Source organism: Leclercia sp. LSNIH3, assembly GCF_002935105.1.
Taxonomy (GTDB): Bacteria; Pseudomonadota; Gammaproteobacteria; order Enterobacterales; family Enterobacteriaceae; genus Enterobacter; species Enterobacter adecarboxylatus.
Window position 1 is genome coordinate 4,748,374 of sequence record NZ_CP026387.1, and the last position, 19,006, is coordinate 4,767,379.

Annotated in this window: 16 protein-coding genes; 9 read left to right on the plus strand and 7 right to left on the minus strand. The window is 58.1% G+C overall.

The features are described 5' to 3' along the window. The first annotated feature begins 55 nt into the window (after positions 1-55). On the plus strand, positions 56-229 hold the full coding sequence (locus C3F35_RS22990; protein ID WP_032610845.1) for a GhoT/OrtT family toxin: 174 nt from the start codon (positions 56-58) through the stop codon (positions 227-229). A 125-nt stretch (positions 230-354) separates the two neighbouring features. Then, on the plus strand, positions 355-1,125 hold the full coding sequence (locus C3F35_RS22995) for an alpha/beta fold hydrolase (RefSeq protein ID WP_077227836.1): 771 nt from the start codon (positions 355-357) through the stop codon (positions 1,123-1,125). Between the two features lie 51 nt (positions 1,126-1,176). On the opposite strand, the gene C3F35_RS23000 is transcribed toward C3F35_RS22995, so the two are convergent. The 3 genes from C3F35_RS23000 to C3F35_RS23010 are packed head-to-tail and all read right to left on the minus strand — an operon-like array spanning position 1,177 to position 7,662. Continuing rightward, a complete protein-coding gene (locus C3F35_RS23000; RefSeq protein ID WP_103792304.1) occupies positions 1,177-3,339 on the minus strand; it encodes a virulence factor SrfC family protein in 2,163 nt (720 codons plus the stop codon). Next, complete coding sequence (locus C3F35_RS23005) at positions 3,336-6,317, minus strand: virulence factor SrfB (protein ID WP_077227846.1); 2,982 nt, start codon at positions 6,315-6,317, stop codon at positions 3,336-3,338. The genes C3F35_RS23000 and C3F35_RS23005 overlap by 4 nt, the downstream gene beginning before the upstream one ends. A gap of 4 nt (positions 6,318-6,321) precedes the next feature. Next, a complete protein-coding gene (locus C3F35_RS23010; RefSeq protein WP_103792305.1) occupies positions 6,322-7,662 on the minus strand; it encodes an SrfA family protein in 1,341 nt (446 codons plus the stop codon). A gap of 281 nt (positions 7,663-7,943) precedes the next feature. Between C3F35_RS23010 and C3F35_RS23015 the strand changes: the two genes are divergently transcribed. Together C3F35_RS23015 and C3F35_RS23020 are read left to right on the plus strand one after the other, a co-directional pair. Next, positions 7,944-9,542 carry an ABC transporter substrate-binding protein gene (locus C3F35_RS23015; RefSeq protein WP_103792306.1) on the plus strand — a complete coding sequence of 533 codons (1,599 nt, stop codon included), beginning with the start codon at positions 7,944-7,946 and terminating at the stop codon, positions 9,540-9,542. Positions 9,543-9,651: 109 nt separating this feature from the next. Next, on the plus strand, positions 9,652-9,885 hold the full coding sequence (locus tag C3F35_RS23020; RefSeq protein ID WP_032618141.1) for a YdcY family protein: 234 nt from the start codon (positions 9,652-9,654) through the stop codon (positions 9,883-9,885). A 2-nt stretch (positions 9,886-9,887) separates the two neighbouring features. Here the strand turns inward: C3F35_RS23020 and C3F35_RS23025 are convergent, their stop codons facing one another. Together C3F35_RS23025 and C3F35_RS23030 are read right to left on the minus strand one after the other, a co-directional pair. After that, positions 9,888-10,337 carry a DMT family transporter gene (locus tag C3F35_RS23025; RefSeq protein WP_059307865.1) on the minus strand — a complete coding sequence of 150 codons (450 nt, stop codon included), beginning with the start codon at positions 10,335-10,337 and terminating at the stop codon, positions 9,888-9,890. Next, on the minus strand, positions 10,334-10,852 hold the full coding sequence (locus C3F35_RS23030) for a GNAT family N-acetyltransferase (protein WP_103792307.1): 519 nt from the start codon (positions 10,850-10,852) through the stop codon (positions 10,334-10,336). The genes C3F35_RS23025 and C3F35_RS23030 overlap by 4 nt, the downstream gene beginning before the upstream one ends. Before the next feature lie 151 nt (positions 10,853-11,003). On the opposite strand from C3F35_RS23030, the gene C3F35_RS23035 reads away from it, so the two are divergent. The 3 genes from C3F35_RS23035 (at position 11,004) to C3F35_RS23045 (ending at position 13,607) form a co-directional block, all read left to right on the plus strand. Next, positions 11,004-11,579 (plus strand): helix-turn-helix domain-containing protein, encoded by a 576-nt coding sequence (locus C3F35_RS23035; RefSeq protein ID WP_032618144.1) that lies wholly within the window; start codon positions 11,004-11,006, stop codon positions 11,577-11,579. 65 nt (positions 11,580-11,644) lie between these two features. Further along, positions 11,645-12,685: an NADP-dependent oxidoreductase gene (locus tag C3F35_RS23040; RefSeq protein ID WP_077227833.1), complete on the plus strand. Its 1,041-nt coding sequence runs from the start codon at positions 11,645-11,647 to the stop codon at positions 12,683-12,685. Positions 12,686-12,938: 253 nt separating this feature from the next. Next, positions 12,939-13,607 (plus strand): GntR family transcriptional regulator, encoded by a 669-nt coding sequence (locus C3F35_RS23045; RefSeq protein WP_032618146.1) that lies wholly within the window; start codon positions 12,939-12,941, stop codon positions 13,605-13,607. A gap of 87 nt (positions 13,608-13,694) precedes the next feature. Here C3F35_RS23045 and pqqU read toward each other — a convergent pair whose 3' ends face one another. After that, a complete protein-coding gene (gene pqqU / locus C3F35_RS23050; RefSeq protein WP_103792308.1) occupies positions 13,695-15,809 on the minus strand; it encodes a TonB-dependent receptor PqqU in 2,115 nt (704 codons plus the stop codon). Between the two features lie 263 nt (positions 15,810-16,072). On the opposite strand from pqqU, the gene yncE reads away from it, so the two are divergent. Beyond that, positions 16,073-17,134, plus strand: a complete 1,062-nt coding sequence (gene yncE, locus C3F35_RS23055; protein ID WP_103792309.1) for a 7-bladed beta-propeller protein YncE — start codon at positions 16,073-16,075, stop codon at positions 17,132-17,134. 714 nt (positions 17,135-17,848) lie between these two features. Here yncE and C3F35_RS23060 read toward each other — a convergent pair. After that, the gene (locus C3F35_RS23060) at positions 17,849-18,445 is read right to left on the minus strand and encodes a TetR/AcrR family transcriptional regulator (protein WP_103792310.1); all 597 of its coding nucleotides are present in this window, start codon (positions 18,443-18,445) and stop codon (positions 17,849-17,851) included. Positions 18,446-18,572: 127 nt separating this feature from the next. Here C3F35_RS23060 and C3F35_RS23065 point away from each other — a divergent pair, with 127 nt between their 5' ends. Then, entirely contained in the window at positions 18,573-18,974 is a 402-nt protein-coding gene (locus C3F35_RS23065) for a RidA family protein (protein WP_032618151.1), read from the plus strand. Positions 18,975-19,006: the final 32 nt, after the last annotated feature.

Consider the following 19,006-nt stretch of genomic DNA (forward strand, 5'->3'; position numbering starts at 1 on the left):
TCAACATTTGCCGCATATTGCGCGCGGTTATTGCACAGCAGACAAGGTGAATGAGATGACGTTGTATCAAAAAATGTTAATGTTTTATGCCGTCATGGCGGCCATCAGTGCCCTTATCACCTGGTTTCTCTCCAAAGATCGCAAACGCATCCGCTTTCTGAGCGCCTTCCTGGTGGGGTCTACCTGGCCGATGAGTTTTCCGGTTGCACTGCTGATTTCCCTTTTCTGAATGCTGCTCCGGTGCGGCTTTTTGCCGAATGCGGGGCAGGTGCCTTATCTGGCCTACAACATCTGGCGATAGCATCCTTCGGTGATGAACTGTATAAATAATCAGTCATCAGAAAAGGAGTGCTTATGAACAGCTTCTATTCCCACCAGGCCCGTTGCACGGTGCGCTGGCAGGAACTGCCCGGACACGGCGAACCGCTGGTTTTTATTCATGGTCTCGGCTGTGCTTCTTCTTACGAATATCCTCGTATCGTCTGCGATCCTCAGTTCGGTTCCCGCCGGGCCATTCTTATCGATCTTCCTGGCAGTGGTTACAGCGATAAACCTGAAACATTCAGCTATCAGACCTCGGCGCAGGCGAAGGTGGTCATCGAGCTGCTCGATCATTTAGCGATAACGTCATTCTGGCTGTATGGGCACAGCATGGGCGGCAGCATCGCAATCGAAGCGGCAGAGCTGGCCGATAGCCGCCTGCTGGGTCTGATTGTTTCCGAACCCAATTTCCACGGTGGCGGTGGCACCTTTAGTCGGGGCATTGCCGCCCGAACGGAAGAGGATTTTGTGCGTAACGGTTATCAGGCCATGCTGGAGGCTGAAACCTCACCCTGGAAAGGATGCTTGCAAAGCACTGCCCCCTGGGCAGTGTGGCGCGGTGCAGCCAGTCTGGTCGAAGGGGTACACCCCAGCTGGAGCGCACGTTATCTAACGTTACCTTGCCCGGTATGGCTGATTTTTGGCGAACTTTCGCTGCCCGATCCCGACGTAGACGAGATGCGTCAGCAGGGTGTTGAGGTAAAAATCATCCGCGATGCAGGCCATTCGATGTCCTGGGAGAATCCGTCGGCGCTGGCGAAGGTGTTATCTGATTGCCTGTCAGAGAGAAACGACCCGCATTGATACGGGCCGGTATTCCAGGCCTGATAAGCGTAGCGCCATCAGGCCTCAGTATCAGGCGAGCAAGCTCTGCAACGCCTGGCGATCCGCCATCGTTATATCGTGGGGATGCTGATACCCGATGTTCTCAATCGCCTGGGTATACAACGCCACCAGCCAGTCATAGACATAAGCGGTCGCGGCATGCACCGGCTGCTCTCCCAGACGGGTTAAGCGGGGTGCGCTGCTGTTGACCGTTGGTGTCACAAATACCGGCTGCCCCTTGCGGATGCGGCTGGCTGGACGATCAGAAGCAGGCGTCTGGGCATAGCCAACCCACCCGACGAAATTCCCCAGCGCGGCATGCAGCTGCGCGGCGCTGCTTTTATCGGTATCGACAATTTTCTTCAGCTGGGCGAGCAGGTTCAGACGATAGCTGGCGATCACCAGGACATCGCTAATCTGTTGCAGCACCGCGTTATCCAGGCCGAGACGGCTGGCGACAGCCTCATCCCGGCTCCACTGACGCAGGTGATTCACCCAGACGTGATGGGCGAGCCGCGCTTTGTCGGTCGGCTGCCATATCTCATCCGTTTCCTGAGCGCTGTCAGCAAACAGGTCGATGGCATCGGTAAACAGGCCATTGACCTGCTCTTCCCGCGGCTGCTGTACGGCGAGCAGCGTTTCAAACGCGCGCAGCGGTGGGAGTAACCCTTCCAGCAGCTCCCCGTGGCGGGCAGCGCTTCCTTGCAGGGTACGCACCATGGCTTCGGCGGCGCTGCGCTGCGCGGCAGGCTCCTGGGTCAACGGCGTCAGATATCCCTGCATAAGCTGATGCAGCTCCCGCTGTTGGCGCTGGCGCAGCGCCAACAGGCGCTTCTGGCGCTGGGAGGGTAAGGTCGCCTGAGACAGCCACTCGATCACTCGCTGCATGCTGCTGCTGTCCAGCGCCTGCAGGGTGCCCCAGTGCTGACCGGGTTTGCCGAGCAGCTGTTGCGTCGCTTCGTCGAGGTTAGTGCGGCGGGTAAAGCGCGTATCCTGCGGCGTAATCGCCCACACCAGCCCTGGCAGGGCTGCATCGTCTCCCGGTTGGGTCGCTTTCACCCAGTTCAGCAGCGTTTTAGCAGTTTTTGCCGTCTGGCTGTGATGGGCGGTGGCGTTGCAGATCACCAGCACATCCGGCTGCAGATGCTGGCGATAGTGTTCCAGCAACCACGCCTGCTTCGCCTGAGCCAGCGGCTGATCGGGCTGGGCCGAGGGGGCGGGAATATCAATGATATCCACGCCTGACAACGCGCTGTTTTCGACGGGCAGGATCAGCTCCCGGGTCAGCAGGGCCAGCACATCCAGCGGAATGCTGATGGCGTTAAGCAACTCGCCGTTGTGCAGGGGATGCAGCACCGCCTGTTGCACGTCCGACAGGGCGATATCCCCCCGGGTGAGGAAACCTTCGGTCGGCAGGCCAAAATTGTCCACCAGCAGACTCAGCGGCGCAGCCAGCACCTGTGCATGACTGGTCTGGTGCAGAATATGCGCCAGCTTCAGCCACTGCTGGGTCAGCTCCTGCTGTTCGCCCCACAGCAGCGACCAGACGCTGGCGCGGGTGCTCAGATCCAGCGACGGCAGCAGCAGGGCAAACTGGTGCCACAGAGCATCGTCCATCTGCCGGGACGCGGCGGGCACCGTATCACGCCAGTAGTCGGCGATAGTCCCAACGTCGGCGGCGGTGATCCCCGGTACGCTCTGGGGTTGACGCAGGGCGCGCCACTTCTCCAGTCGCGCTTCGATCACGGTCTTGTCCACCGCGGGCAGCGTGGCGCGGGCAAGGAATACCTGCACCAGTTCCGCCTCGGTAAGCAGGCTCAGGCGCAGCGGAAAGGCGTCGTCAACCACCTCTGCCGCCGTCGGGCTGAAGCGCAGCGCCATGTTGGTCAGGGCATGGCCCGGGTTGATATGCGAAAAGTAGTCAAAGGTGCGCTGGCCGATAATCACGTTCATGCGCTGATTATCGCTACCGCACAGCGTCGTGAGCAGGTGGGCTTTCGCTGCCTGGGAGTGACCATACAATCCGATGGTGCTCCCGGTGGTCAGCGCCCGCGCAATCGCGTGCTCCCGCGCGTTGGCCACTGCCAGGCTCGCCAGCAGGGCATCGGCGTCGTTATCGAGGATTGGGGCATGCTGGCGCGTTGTGTTGATCCACCCGATTAACGCCTGAGTTGTGGTCGTCGTGGCTGTCATTTCAGGTATACGCTCCCGCTGTCGATCCAGTAATGGCTCCCGCTGTGTCTGCGGTCGGCCAGGGTATTCAGTTTAAAGGTCAGGGCATCAGGCGGCACCGGCGTACCGTCCTGCAGCCAGGCATCGCTCAGCTCAAAGGCTTCCGGGCCTTCGTGTCGGGTGCCGCCGCGCAGCTGCAGGCGCACGTTCAGCACGCCGTCTCCGGCGATGGATTTTGCCAGTTCCGCCGAGTTAATGCTCAGCGTATAGAGCGGGGTGGCCGGCCAGCGGGCGTTTGCCAGCTGGCGGAACCCGAGGGTCACGTTGCCGCGCAGCGGGAAGTGCAGGCGGGTATCCAGCTTCGCTCCCGGCTTGTCGAGATCAATATCCTGATACCAGACGTTCTCGTCGCGCAGGGTGTTAATGGTGTTATCCAGCACGCCTAAGTAGCGCACGGTCGAGTACGCGCCGATATCCGCCGCCTTAAAGTTAAAACGCGGCAGGCGCAGATCCAGCGCCAGGCTACAGAGCATCGCCCCGACAGCCGCAGTGGATTTCGGGTTGCCGATGCGCCCCTGCTGGCTGAACGGGTACCACTCATGCACCCGGTACTTATCCAGCCACACTATCCGGCTGACAGGCACCGGCTGCAGATGGCGGATCAGCGCCTGTACCCCTGGCAGACAGCCAGGACGCCCGGTGATCAGCAGAATATCGCAGGCGTAATGGGAGATGGCTTCTGCCACGGCGTGCAGCGGCGCGGCCAGGGTAAAGTGCCCGGCCAGCATCGCATCCTGCATCTCGCGGAAGTTGACGTGCAGCGGCACGGCGAACAGGTCGAACGGCTCAGCGCCAGCAGGCAGGGCGTGTTCGATGGCCTGCTGCAGATAGTTCATCACGTTGCGCGTGGGCTTGCGGGTCAGCAGATCGCCAAAGGTGGCGTGCAGCCCGTCGAGCGGATCGTCGATATCGCTGGCTTCCCAGGCAGCGAGGATCGCATGTCCAATCGGCATAAACAGCTGCAACGCCGTCTGCTGGCGCAGCACTGCCTGGGTGTCGATGCGCCCCGAATCGCCAAACAGCGAGGCCATCAGCAACGAGGCATCAGCAATGCCGGATTTTTGCAGCTGCGTTTGCAGGGCAGGCAATACGTAACGCTGGATCACATCCAGCAGGGTGTCATCGCCCGCCACCTTAAAGCCTTCGCGGAACAGCAGCTGCGGCGTGATTTTGACGTTACTGCCAGAACCGTCGTCGAGCTGGTAGTGGGTGATCGCCATATCGGTCGTCCCGCCGCCGATATCAATCGAGGCCACGCGCAGGGCGCGACCCGGCGCACAGCCTGGCTCTGGTTCGCGATCCGGGCGGGCCACGGCCGCGAAGAAGTCTTCGGTCTGGCCGTTGTAATGGGAAATGGCTTCGTTATAGAGCCAGACCAGTTGGCCGCAGCTGGCTTCGTCCCACTCCATCTGGATCTCCGGCACCGGAACCACGCTCTTCTCCTGCTGCTTACGGCTGGAGAAATCGTCATCCTGCGGGTGCCAGCCCATCGCTTTCCAGACGATGGCAATCGCCTCGAACATGCGGCGGCGGAAGATTTCACGCTCCTGCTTCGGCATGGCCGAGGGCAGGGTGAGGATCAGGGTGCGCAGCTGACGCGGCGAGGCCGGGAAGCCCAGACGCAGACGGGTAGCCACGCTGTTGATCTGCCCCAGCGCCTGCGCCAGCAGTTCGCACAGCATATGGGTCATCAGAGTGCTGCGGCTGTACTGCGGCGAAAAGACGGGCAGACGCTCATCCTGTGGCAGAGTGAACAGCGGCTGGCCATCATCGTTCATCAGGTTCATCAGCGGGAAGGCGGTCGCCAGCGGTTCGCGCTGGGTTTTGCTGTTCATTTGGCTGAAGCGCCAGTCCTGCACCACCGGGGTTTCATCCCACAGGTAGCGGCGCGGGCTGGAGATGCCGCTGTTGCCTTCCGTGCCCAGACGCTGGGTCGCCAGCTTCCGCGCTTCGTCGCCGACGCGCACGATAGAAGGCCAGACAAAGGCATCTTCGCGGCCGCTCTCCACCGAGAAGTGCTGCTTGCCGAAGCGGGCTTCGGAAAACTCCAGACGGCTGGTAAACAGCGGTTCGTTAAGGAACTGCGGCTCGCTCAGGGAGCGCACCTGCAGCTCGGCGGTCTGACGCAGACCGTCGTTGGCGTCGCCGTGATCTTCGATGATCACGCCGCAGGTATGGGTATTACCCACATCCAGAATCAGATCTACCGGAATAGCCGGGGTGCTGAGGGTATGGGTAACGAATTTCACTTCCGGCACCGTGAGCTGTTCGCCCAGCATGGCCAGGATGTTCAGCCAGTGCGCCTGATACTCAAAGTTACGCATCGCCAGCTGTAGCTCGCGTTCGGCGCGGTTCTCCACACCGGTGGCGTACTGGGTAAAGGCTTCACGCAGCCAGCCGTCAATCCAGGTTTGATCGAGGAAGTTCGCCACCTCATCATCGCGCCAGGCAAGTGCAAAGCGAGTGCCATTGAGAATGTCGTTCTCCACCGGCGACAGGGCGCTGGTGGCGTGCGCGGCAATCTGGCTGTCCAGCGCCAGGGTCACACGGTGGCTGTTCCCGGCGTTGTCCGGGGTATCGAGCTTGCGCACCTGCACCCGTGCCCAGTTATCCGGGCCATCAACAAAGGTGCGTGGCGGGTTAAAGCGGAAAAACGGCAGCGGCAGCCAGACGCCATCCAGCACCGCCAGCGACTGCTGGAGCAGGATAGTGCTTTCGGGTTTAACCACTTCCGGTTGTCCACCGCCTGTGGCAGGCAGGGTGTAGCGGCCATTCACCAGATCGAAATCCAGGCGCAGCAGAGGGCCGTTGGCCGTTTTACGCACGAAGCGTCCACTCTGGGCGGAGTCTTGCGGCGTCAGGCCAAAATCAAGAAACTGCACGCCACTGTTCGCAATCAGCGTGACGCTCTGTTTGTAGTCGCAAAGATTTACCAGCATAGGATCACGCACCTGCCTTCCTGAATGTCAATGGAACCACGGTTTTTGCGTCGTAGCGCGCGCTGCATTCCGCCACATCATTCGTACCGGCTTTACAGGTAATTTCCGGCATCGGATAGCGGGAGCCATCGGTGCAGCGGGCATTGCCACGGGTTTTAATCAGCAGCTCACCGTTGCTGTGCAGCCCGGAGAAGACCTCCACGCGGCAGACGATGTTGTCACCGTGAACGACGCGGGCCGTCCCTTTATTGTTTTGAATCTGATAGCGCAGTGACGGTGGCTTGCCGGTGATCGGGTCAGTCACATCCAGCATTACCCGCCAGCTGCCGTTAAGAAAACGGGTCGAGCCGGATTTCACCTGACTGGCCTCCATTACCATCGCCTCTCTCGGGATCGCGGTAATCACCACCGGCTCAGCCGCGACTGGGGTCGGATCTTTTGCTGCGACCACTTCCGCCTGATGCAGGGGTAAATTCAGCGGCAGAGGTTCAACGGCGGCGACCGGTTCAGGCTCGATGGCCACCGGGGCGGCCGCCACGGTTTTAACCGGCTCTGGGGCGGGTGCGTGCTTCGGCCACATCAATGGGGCGGCAACGGCGGCCATCACCACGGCGGCGACCGGCAGGGACCACAGCGGAACGCGGCGTTTTTTGGTCGCTACGGCCACCGGGGTCGGTTCCGGCTCTGGCGCTGGCTCGCGAGGGGTCATCACCGGGGCGGGATGCGCCTCGTAGAGATCGTCGGCGGTGATATGGACCTTCGCCGGGGCGGCAACCAGCGGTTCATCGGCTTTTTCAAAGACGAGGGCCGGTTCCGGCTCGGGTTCTGGCTCCTCAACCGGGGCAGGCATTGGGACCGGCAGCAGGGAGGCGCGCAGGCAGTCGAGAACATCCTCGCGCGCATTTTCATTGAGGTTTACAAAACCCCAGAAGGTGATCACCGGTTTGCCATCCACCAGGAACAGGAAGTTTTCCCCCGGGAACTGAAACGCTTTTGACAGCAGGGAACCAAACAGTTGCTGGGCGGTTTTTGGCGACTGGAGCGATTTTTTGCTCAGGGACTCGACGCTGGACAGGGTACTTTCCAGCAGGCGCAGCGCCCGGAAGCGCGCATCTTCGTCGGCGGCTTTCCAGCTGATAACGGTGCCTTCCGTGGGCGAATACCAGTCAACCCGGTCGCCTTCATCATTGACCTGCGGGATCGCCAGGGTTTCGACGATCGACTGCTGTTTGCGCAGGCGCAGGGCCTCACGGATTTGCAATGCTGATTCAAATACGGCCTGTCCGCCGCCGCCAACGGCCTGAAAATCATCAAGATTGCCGCTGCGTAAAAGGGTTTTTGCCACGATTTGGTCCCATAGACTTTTTCACGCGTCTACTTTACGAAATCTGAGGGCAAGCAAACGGCAGAAGAGACGGCAAAAGGGGCGATTTCTTACAGCATTGAGGCCGCGGAAAGTGCTTGACGTTGAATGTACCTTAAGGCAAATCACTGTTTCGCTGCTGGTGAGAAAATCAGCGGAAATAACTGCTTTAGAATAACCTGATAGTGTTTCGTTATTTGCCAGGGAACAGTGGCTGTGCTGTTATTACCATTCCATATAATAAAACCAAACAGGTAATAACTATGTCCACAGGGAAAACTCTCCTCGCGCTGGCATTAAGCGCGCTGTTGCCGGCAGGTGCCGCATGGGCGGCCAATAACGACGCCATTATCTACTGCTCAGAGGCCTCGCCTGAGTCGTTTAACCCGCAGATTGCCAGCTCCGGCCCTACCTTTGTCGCCAGCTCGCAGGTGCTCTATAACCGCCTGATTAATTTTGATCCGGTGAAAAATACGCCGGTGCCTTCTCTGGCGGAATCCTGGACCATCTCACCGGATGGCAAAACCTATACCTTTACCCTGCGCAAAGGGGTGAAGTTCAACAGCAATAAATTCTTTAAACCGACCCGCGACTTCAATGCCGATGACGTTATTTTCTCGGTGCTGCGTCAGAAAGACCCTAATCATCCGTATCACAAGGTGTCACAGGGCAACTACGAATACTTCAATGACGTCGGCCTGGATAAACTGATCCAGGAGGTGAAGAAGGTGGATGACACCCACGTCCAGTTTGTGCTGAGTGAACCGAATGCCGCGTTCCTTGCCGACTGGGGGATGGACTTCGCCTCGATCCTGTCCGCGGAATATGCCGACGCGATGATGAAGAAAGGCACCCCGGAGAATGTCGATACCTGGCCGATCGGTACCGGCCCTTACGTGCTTCAGCAGTATAAAACTGACTCGCTGATCCGTTATCTGGCTAACCCGAACTACTGGGATGGCGCGGTGCCAACCAAACATCTGATCTTCTCCATCACGCCTAACGTCGAAACCCGTCTGGCGAAGCTGCAGACCAACGAGTGCCAGATCATTCCTGCGCCATCGCCGGTGCAGTTTGATGTGATCAAGAAAAATAAAGATCTGACCCTGCACTCGGTGGATGCGCTGAACGTTGGCTATCTGGCGTTTAACACCGAGAAAAAGCCGTTTGATAACGTACTGGTGCGCCAGGCGCTGAACTACGCCACCGACAAAAACGCCATTATCAATGCGGTATTCCTTGGTTCCGGTACGGTCGCGAAATCGCCGATCCCGCCGAATATGATGGGCTTTAATAAAGATTTAAAAGACTACGGTTACGATCCTGAAAAAGCGAAAGCGCTGCTGAAACAGGCCGGGCTGGAGCAGGGGGCGGAAGTGACGCTCTGGTCAATGCCGGTGCAACGTCCGTACAACCCGAACTCACGCCGCATTGCCGAGATGATCCAGAACGACTGGGCGAAGGTGGGCATCAAAGCGAAAATCGTTTCGTATGAATGGGGCGAATATCTCTCCGGGATGCGTAAAGGCGAGCACGACAGCGCGCTGTTTGGCTGGATGTCGGATAACGGCGACCCGGATAACTTTGCCGATGTGCTGCTGGGCTGCGACAGTATTAAAACCGGCTCCAATGCCGCACGCTGGTGCGACAAGGGCTATGATGACCTGGTGAAAAAAGCGAAGCTCACCAGCGATCCGGCAGACCGTGCGAAGCTTTACAGCCAGGCACAGGAGATCTTCTACCAGCAGGCCCCGTGGATTGCGCTGGCTAACGGCAAAACCTTCTATGCTACCCGCAGCAACGTCAGCGGATATAGCGTGAGCCTGATGGGAAGCGATTTCTCGAAGGCGAAATTAAACTGAGTGGAGTGCGGATTTAACCCTTCACTCTGACCCTCTTCCCCTCGGGGAGAGGGCATGAATCCCAGGCCCGGCCAGCGTAACCCGCCGGGCCAACAACTAAGGAGTGACAATGTCACATTTAGAGGACGTCATTGCCCGCGTGGATGCGGCGGTAGCCGAAAGCGTGATCGTGCATATGAACGAACTGCTGATCGAATTAAGCGAAGACAACGAACTCAGCCGTGAAGATCGCTATGTTCAGCAGCAGCGTCTGCGCACGACCATCGCCCATCACGGCAAACACTATAAAGAGGAGCAGGAAGCCCGTCAGGAGAGCCTGACCAAAGGCGGGGTGATCCTCTGACGTCAGAACTGGCGCCGTGCAACTAGCCAGGCGCCAATCACCAGCAATACTGCGCCACACACCGGGCCAATCAGCGCCCTCAGCGGCACGCCCTGGCTGCGCACCACGTCCATTACCAGACCGCCAATCAACTGGCTGGCGACCAGCACGGCAATGGTCGTGGCCGCCCCGACATACTGATACCCGCTGATACTGGCAAAAACGAAAAACGATCCCAGCAGGCCGGGAATTAAGGTCCACCAGCGCACCGTATGCACCAGCTCGCTGAACCCGGCAACACCGTTTTTAATCAGCAGGATCGACACAAAGAGCACAATCCCCACCAACGAGTTGAGCAGCATGGCGATAAGAATGGTGCTTGAGGTCTGGGTGATGCGCACCATCAGCGTGTTCTGTACTACCAGGCCTATGCCTGCCGCCACCAGAAACACCAGCGTCAGGGACTGATTCATCCGATGGCGTCCGGGTCGGTGCGATCGTCCAGCTGCAGCTGCATAAAGGTCAGGTCGAGCCAGCGGCCAAACTTGGTGCCTACCTGCGGCATCTGGCCGGTGGTCACAAACCCCAGGGTCTCATGCAGATGAATGGAGGCGCTGTTCTGCGCTTCAATGCCCGCCACCATCACGTGTTTGCCGATGCGACGCGCCTCTGCGATCAAGGCCTTCATTAGCGCGCGGCCAATGCCTTTGCTCTGATGACCGGGGTGAACGTATACCGAGTGCTCAACGGTATGACGGAAGCCATCAAATGCGCGCCAGTCACCGAATGAGGCATAGCCCGTCACCACCTCGTTCTCCACGCTCACCAGCACCGGATAGCCGGCCAGCTGACGCGCTTCAAACCATGCAATACGGTTATCGGTATCGACCGTGGCATCGTTCCAGATCGCGGCGGTGTGCAAAACCGCATGGTTGTAGATTTCACCGATGGCGGCGCAATCCTCTTTGCAGGCGTGACGAATAATCATGGAGATCCTCTGGGTGGGTGTGTTCACTATAGTGGTACATAACGTCACAATATTACACAGGTTGGCTGACTTATCGCTACGCTATAAGTCATATCTTTTTGTTATGAAAAAAGCACCTTGTAATCCATTACTTACACTATAGTATTACGCGATGAATACTATGCCAGACAATATCAATGAACGGATCAGCGCCCGCATCCGACTGGAACGCGAATCCCGCGGCTGGTCGCTGAGCGAGCTGGCGGAACGCGCCGGTGTCTCCCGGGCGATGATCCATAAAATTGAACGCTCAGGGAGCAGCCCGACGGCCACGATGCTGGCCCGGCTCTCCGGCGCGTTTGGCATCAGCATGTCTACGCTTATTGCCCGTGCGGAACTGCAGGAAGGTAAGCTGTTGCGTTTTGCCAACCAACCGGTCTGGCGCGACCCGCAAACGCACTATCTGCGGCGTCACGTCTCACCGCGCAGCGATCTCCCTATCGACCTGGTGCAGGTTGAACTTCCTGCTGGCAGCGATGTGCCCATGCCTGCCTCTTCTTATGCCCTTGCTCGCCAGCTGATCTGGCTGCAGTCGGGCGAACTGGTCTTTCAGGAAGGCGATACCCGCCACGAAATGCGTGCCGGGGACTGCCTGGAACTGGGGCCGCCGAACGATTGCCGTTTTATCAATGAAAGCCCTGAACCCTGCGTGTATCTGGTCGTGCGGCTCAATCAATCCGGCTCATAATGCAAAGGCAGGCAGAGGGATCTACAGCTAGTCTCTAAGGACATTTGTGTAAAATGGAGTGAGTTATGAGTCAGCCTTCTGTATCAAACCGTCGTTGGGTTCTCGCCTCGCGTCCACAGGGCGCCCCGGTTGCCGACAATTTCCGTCTGGAAGAACAACCTGTGCCTGCGCTTGCTGACGGGCAGATCCTGCTTCGTACCATCTGGTTGTCGCTGGACCCTTATATGCGTGGCCGCATGAGCGATGCGCCGTCCTACTCGCCACCGGTTGAGATTGGCGCGGTGATGGTGGGCGGCACGGTCAGCCGCGTCGAGCAGTCGAACCACCCGGACTACACCGCCGGTGAATGGGTACTCGGCTACAGCGGCTGGCAGGAGTATGACGTCTCCGACGGCAGCGGGTTGGTCAAGCTGGGTGATAACCCGCAGCACCCCTCCTGGGCGTTAGGCGTGCTGGGCATGCCGGGCTTTACGGCCTACATGGGTCTGCTGGATATTGGCCAGCCAAAAGAGGGCGAAACACTGGTGGTGGCTGCCGCGACCGGTCCGGTGGGCGCAACTGTCGGGCAGATTGGCAAGCTGAAAGGCTGCCGGGTCGTGGGTGTTGCTGGTGGGGCGGAGAAATGCCGCCACGCAACCGAGGTGCTGGGCTTTGACCAGTGTATCGACCACCATGCCGACGATTTCGCCGACCAGCTGGCGCAGGCCTGCCAGGACGGGATCGACGTCTATTACGAAAACGTCGGCGGGAAGGTGTTCGACGCCGTGCTGCCGCTGTTAAACACCGGCGCGCGCGTTCCGGTGTGCGGTCTGGTGAGTGGATATAACGCGACCGATTTGCCGGAAGGCCCGGACAGACTGCCCTTGCTGATGGGGACGATACTGAAAAAACGTATTCGTATGCAGGGCTTTATCATCAACCAGGACTATGGACATCGCATTGAAGAGTTCCAAAAGGAGATGGGCCGCTGGGTTAACGAAGGCAAAATCCACTATCGGGAGCAAGTGGTTGATGGGCTTGACAATGCACCAGAATCGCTAATCGGCCTGCTGGAAGGTAAGAATTTCGGCAAAGTCGTGATACGCGTCGCGAAGGATAACGAATAGTACTTGTAAGGGCGGGTAAAACCGCCCTTAAGGGCTATGCAAAAATCCGAATAACGTCTTTAATAATACATGTCTACAATAACTCATCCGCAAAAAAGACGGATGAGATACCTAAAGAAATTTATTAATTTTAGTTCTGTTTTTATGCGGTCAAGAATACCAGGCATGCAGATACAGGATATATCATCACGCGTCGCTTCACGCCTTTTGCCCATTGGGAAAAGGCGTTTTGCATCTGTTACAGGAATTGAACATGCTTGATTTGGATAATATAGAAAAAGCGCAGCGCATGAGTCTGACGACTCAGGTTGAAGTGGCGCTTAAAGGGGCGTTAATTGCCGGTTCACTCAGGCCAGGGTCACGTCTTGTGACGAAAGAGATTGCCGATAAATTAGGCACCAGTATCACTCCGGTTCGTGAAGCATTACTGCGGTTGGTCTCCGCAGGCGTCTTACACGCTGCACCGGCTCAGGCTTTTCTGGTGCCAGAAGTGACTCAGGTGGGGTATGACGAAGTCAACAGGATCCGTCGGGAGCTGGAGATGATGGCGGTTGCCGCAGCCTGCGAACGCATGACGGACAGCAAGCTTGATGAGCTTCGTAAACTTAGTGAGGCGTTTCACGACGCCATGAGCAGCAACGATGTGGAGAAATCCCTGGAGGCAAACCGTATCTTCCGCTTTACCCTGTACAAGCAGGCAGAAATGCCTACCCTGTGCGCGCTGATCGAACAGCTGTGGATGCGGATCGGACCCTGCTTTAATTACTTTCACGATCAGGACATCGACCTGCCCGCTGCCAGCTATCGCTACGATGAATTACTCGACGCGCTGGAAAAACGTGATGTGGAACGGTGCCGCGCGGCTGTCGCCGACGTCGTGGACAAAGCGAACAGCCTGATCATGCAGCAATATTTAGCGTAATACGCAACCGTCCGCGAAACGCTCTTTTTTAATATTACCGCTTCGCTTGTTTATTCCCGGCAGACGATCGCCTGCCGGGAAAATTAATTACTCAAAGCGGTAAGAGATTGCCAAACCGACGCCATAATTACGTCCTGGCGCTGGCTCGTAATAACGTCCGTTAGACTCATTAACGATGACCGAACCGATATATTCTTTATCGAACAGATTATCCACGCGGCCAAAGACGTCCATTCCCCAGTTACCCACATTCAGCTTATAACCGGTGTTCAGCCCTACGACGGTATAAGAGGGCGCTTTGGCGGTGTTTTCGTCATCGGCCTCGATATCGCTCATGTAACGCACATCCGATCCGGCATACCAGCCCTCTTCAGGCTGCCAGCCAAAGGAAGCATAGCCCATATTGCGCGCAATGCCCGGCATCCGGTTGCCCTCACAGTCTGCAGCACCGCACACGTTGCTGCGGTAGGTCGCATCCAGCCAGGTCCAGGCCATTTTCAGCTTCCAGTTTTCGGCAAACTGCTGGTCAAGAGAGAGTTCCATTCCCTGGCGACGGGTTTTACCGGCGTTTTTGTAGCTGGTGCGCCCGCCTGAACTGGCGTCGACAACGATCTCATCGTCAGTGTCGGTGCGGAACAGCGCTGCAGTGAACAGGCCATTGCCGATCCGCGTTTTGCTTCCCACCTCATAAGTATTGTTGGTGGATGGCTTCAGGCCGAAGTTCAGGCCGCTCTGGTTGTCGGAACGGTAGGAGAGTTCGTTGATGGTCGGGGTTTCAAAACCGCGGCCAGCAGCGGCATAGACGTTCCAGGCATCGGTGACGCGATATTTCAGCGCGCCTGCCGGGAGCCACTTGTGGTAGCTGGCCTCACCGCTGTCATCCCCGTTGGCTCCTTGCACATAGTGATCGTTTGAGTCGAACCACACGGAGCTGTAGCGTATGCCCGCGTCGAGGGAGAGCTTTTGCGTCAGCTGCCAGTTCGTTTGCAGGTAGGGATCGACGTTCCACATGAGGTTGCGCTCATCGCGGCGTTTCGCCCCTTTGACGCCATAGTCCGGCGCGCCGTTGTTCATCACGAAGTTTTCATACCCGCGACGATTTTCGCTCAGGTTTTCGTAGTTCAGGCCGGTGGTGAACGTCATCGGCACCAGCAACTCCCCACGGTGGGTCCAGCGGGTGTCAATCCCCTGATAGTGGCGCTGCATGTCGATCACGCCGCCAGCATGGGTTGGCCGCAGCTGCGGCTGGTAGGGGATTGACTGGTACTGGGTCATCTCACGTTCGCCCGCGTAGGCCATCACGCTGAGGTCGTCCTGCGCGCTCAGCTGACGCTCATAGCGCAGGCCCGCCTGGGTCTGCTTGATAGTTTTGCGGGTGTTGTACTGATCCCCGCGCGGGGACTGGCGTGGGTTATCCCGCCACTCCTGATAGTCCAGTCCGCCGGGATCGTTGGCTTTCATATCGACGCTGTTAAAGATCAGGCTCAGCTTGCTGGCGTCGTCGATGCGCACGCCCAGTTTGGCATTGGCGAGATTTTTACGCGCTCCGCTGTGATCGCGATAGCCGTGGGTGGTGAAGCGGGTGGTGGAGACGGTGTAGTCCACATCCCCGGGCTGGGTGCCGTCGCCCATCGCGCCGGTGGCCTTCATGCCGTAGCGCCAGCTACCGTAACTGCCGTAATAGCTGCTGGCCTCCACGGTGGTGGGCTGACGTCCGGTTTCGGTGGTCATATTAATCACGCCGCCCGAGGCGTTGCCGTACAGAGCGGAAAACGGCCCGCGCAGGACTTCCACGCTTTCGATGCTGTTGAGATCGATATTCGAGGTTTGCCCCTGACCGTCCGGCATGGTGGCCGGAATACCGTCCACATAAAGACGAATGCCGCGCACCCCGAAGGTGGAGCGGGCGCCGAAACCGCGGGTGGAGAGCTGGAGATCCTGAGCGTAGTTCTGGCGGTTCTGGATCTGTAGTCCTGGCACGCTGCCGAGTGATTCGGAGAGGTTAATGCGCGGGGTGGCCTGGCGTATATCATCGCCATTCACCACGCTCACCGCAGCAGGGGTATCCAGCTCAGAGAGCGTTTGCGGCGACGCGCTGACGATCATGGTTTGCTCTTCTGCCGCCATAGCGGCGACGGGAGAAAAAATAACGGGAACCAACAACAGAGGAAGTGAAACCTTACGGGCAGAAATGATTTTCATGAATACAACCGGTTAAGGAAAGAACGAACCAAATGGAACATGTGCCTGTATGGTAAATCTTTTGTAAATATATTGAAAACCATAACAGCACATAGCGTTAAGCAAAGTGTAGGTTAAATCAGCGGATAGGCCTGTGACGATCAAGAATTACTCCACATTGCGATAAATAATGATTACTATTCTCATCCATAATCAGGCGAAGCGATGACTTTGTCGGCCGGAAGCGATGTCAGCGATACCATTTACGTTAAAAGGGAGTTGTTATGAATTTACGTCACCTGTGCTCGCCGCGTCTGCGTGGCTCACTGTTATTAGGTTCGCTGCTGATTGCCGGGACCTTTAATGTTCATGCCGCCGAAGAGATGCTGCGTAAAGCGGTTGGTAAAGGCGCGTATGAGATGGCCGTCAGCCAGCAGGAGAACGCGCTGTGGGTCGCCACCACGCAGAGCCGCAAAACCGACAAGGGTGGGGTGGTTTACCGTCTCGATCCGCTGACGCTGGAAGTGACACAGGCCATTCATAGCGATCTGAAACCTTTTGGCGCGACCATCAACAACGCCACCCAGACGCTGTGGTTCGGTAACACTACCAACAGTGCCGTAACGGCGATTGACGCGAAAACCGGTGACGTGAAGGGCCGTCTGGTGCTCGACGAGCGTAAGCGCAGCGAAACCGTTAAACCGCTGCAGCCGCGTGAGCTGGTGGCAGATGACACCACCAATACCGTCTATATCACCGGCATCGGTAAAGAGAGCGTGATCTGGGCAGTGGACGGCGAAACGCTGAAGCTGAAAGAGACCATTACCGGCACCGGCAAGTTCAGCACCGGCCTGGCGCTGGATGCGCAGGCTAAGCGCCTGTACACCACCAACGGTGACGGCGAGCTGCTAACCATCGACACCGCGACCCACAAAATCATCGCGCGCAAAAAACTGCAGGACGACGGGAAAGAGCACTTCTACCTGAACCTGAGCCTCGACGTGAAAGGCCAGCGCGCCTTCATTACCGACTCTAAGCAGCCGGAAGCGCTGGTGATCTCCCTGAAAGACGGCAGCATCATCAGCAAAGTGTCCGCCCCGGAATCCCTGGCGGTGCTGTTTAACCCGGCGCGCGATGAAGCCTACGTCACCCACCGTGAAGCGGGCAAGGTGAGCGTGATTGATGCGAAAACCTATAAAGTGACCAAAACCCTCGATACCCCGACCTTCCCGAACAGCCTGGCGCTCTCCGCCGACGGTAAAACCCTGTTCGTTACGGTGAAGCAGAAATCTTCCCGCCAGCAGGAAGCCACCCAGCCGGATGACGTGATCCGTATCGCGCTGTAAGGCCTGTTTTCCCTCTCCCGTTGGGAGAGGGATCCCCCCCAAAAATTGGCACGATCGGCTGCCTCTCCTGATACTGGCACAGTCGGCTCCCTCTCCTGATATTGGCACGGTCGGCACCCTCTGCTGATACTGGCACGGTCGGCTGCCTCTCCTGATACTGGCACGGTCGGCTGCCTTTCCTGATACTGGTACAGTCGGCTCTCTCTCCTGATACTGGCACAGTCGGCTGCCTCTCCTGATACTGGCACGGTCAGCTCCCTCTCCCCTTTGGGGAGAGGGTTGGGGTGAGGGGGAACATGCGGCTCAGGTGGTGGTTCCGTTCACCTTAGGTTTTGCACTTCTCTGCCAGCCGCGTCACCCGTGAACGTGTGAAGGGGGCTCGCCGCCGCCCCCTTCACAATCCCGGCTCCCGGCCAGGAAAATCGCCGCTTCGCGGTGCACTCAGCTTATTCCTCCAGGCTTTCGGGTCGGGCACCAGCCTGCATCCCTGCAGGCTATGCCCTCTCGGCGCGTCCCTGCGCCTCGCCCCGGCCTTACGGAAACGCTTCGTCGATTTTCAGCCGGACAGGGGAGTCGCTGTAAGTCTTTTAAAATACTGTGATGATTTTATTGCTTTGAGGGCAGTAAAATTACTGGGGATCTTTCAGCCCGGTGGGTTAGGGAGAGAGCCAGGACCGCCTGCCGCCGGGCAAAGAGTGCCGATATACACTCATGTTATTGCGAACGCTGGCACAGGCCGCTTGCCAGCTCCGTGAACACCGCAATGATCGCCGGTAGCGCCTTCTGCGGGTCCGGGCTGGCTGCTATCCAAAGCGCGGCATTCATGGCGGCGCTGTTTAACATATAGGCCGCGGCGTCAGCGTCCACGGTTTTGATCACGCCGCGTTCGAGCAGTTGGGTGAGGGTCTGGCGGGTGGATTCAAGGCAGCTCAACTGCCCCGGCCATTGGGCGGGATTGCCCAGAAACGCCGGACCATCAAGCAGAACGATTCGTCGCACTTCAGGGTCGAGCGCCATTTTGATATAGGCGACGCCTTCCGCTAACAGTTTCTCCCAGTCATCTCCCGCATCAACGGCCTCAGCCTTCGCCTGTTGCGCCATTTCACCGTCCATCTGGGCTACAACGGCGGCGAGAAGCCCCTTTTTATCGCCAAAATTGTGGTAGAGCGCTCCGCGGGTAAGGCCCACGCTGGCGGTGAGTTCATCCATGGATGCCGCGGCAAAGCCCTTCTCGGCAAAGGCTTTTCGCGCTGCCATAAGCAGTTTTGCGCGGTTCTCTTCCATCGTTTCGCTGCGGCGTTTAACAACCATAGGTTCTCCATCTTCATTTGACATACGCGGCGTATGTGTGATTAATTTGACATACGCCGCGTATATTAAAGCATTCGTATGCGCTGCGCTTTACGTTTTTCACCCTTGATAATGTACAGGATACCTTATGATCCAGCGCGAACCGGTTTTCCCCGCCAACCGACATGCTCTTTATGAAGAACACGGTTATTCTGCCGCCATCCGTTCCGGCGATTTACTGTTTGTGTCCGGCCAGGTGGGCAGCCGCGCCGATGGCACGCCGGAGCCGGACTTTGCCGCTCAGGTGCAACTTGCGTTCGATAACCTGAAAGCGACGCTGGCCGCGGCGGGGTGTACGTTTGATGATCTGATCGATGTCACCACCTTCCATACCGATCCGCAAAATCAGTTTGCAACCATCATGCAGGTCAAACAGGCCATTTTTCCCCATCCGCCATACCCGAACTGGACAGCCGTGGGCGTAACCTGGCTGGCTGGATTTGATTTCGAAATTAAGGTGATTGCCCGGGTTCCTGCGCAGGCCCGTTAGGGCCGGGCAAGCGCAGCGCCGTCGGGAAAAAG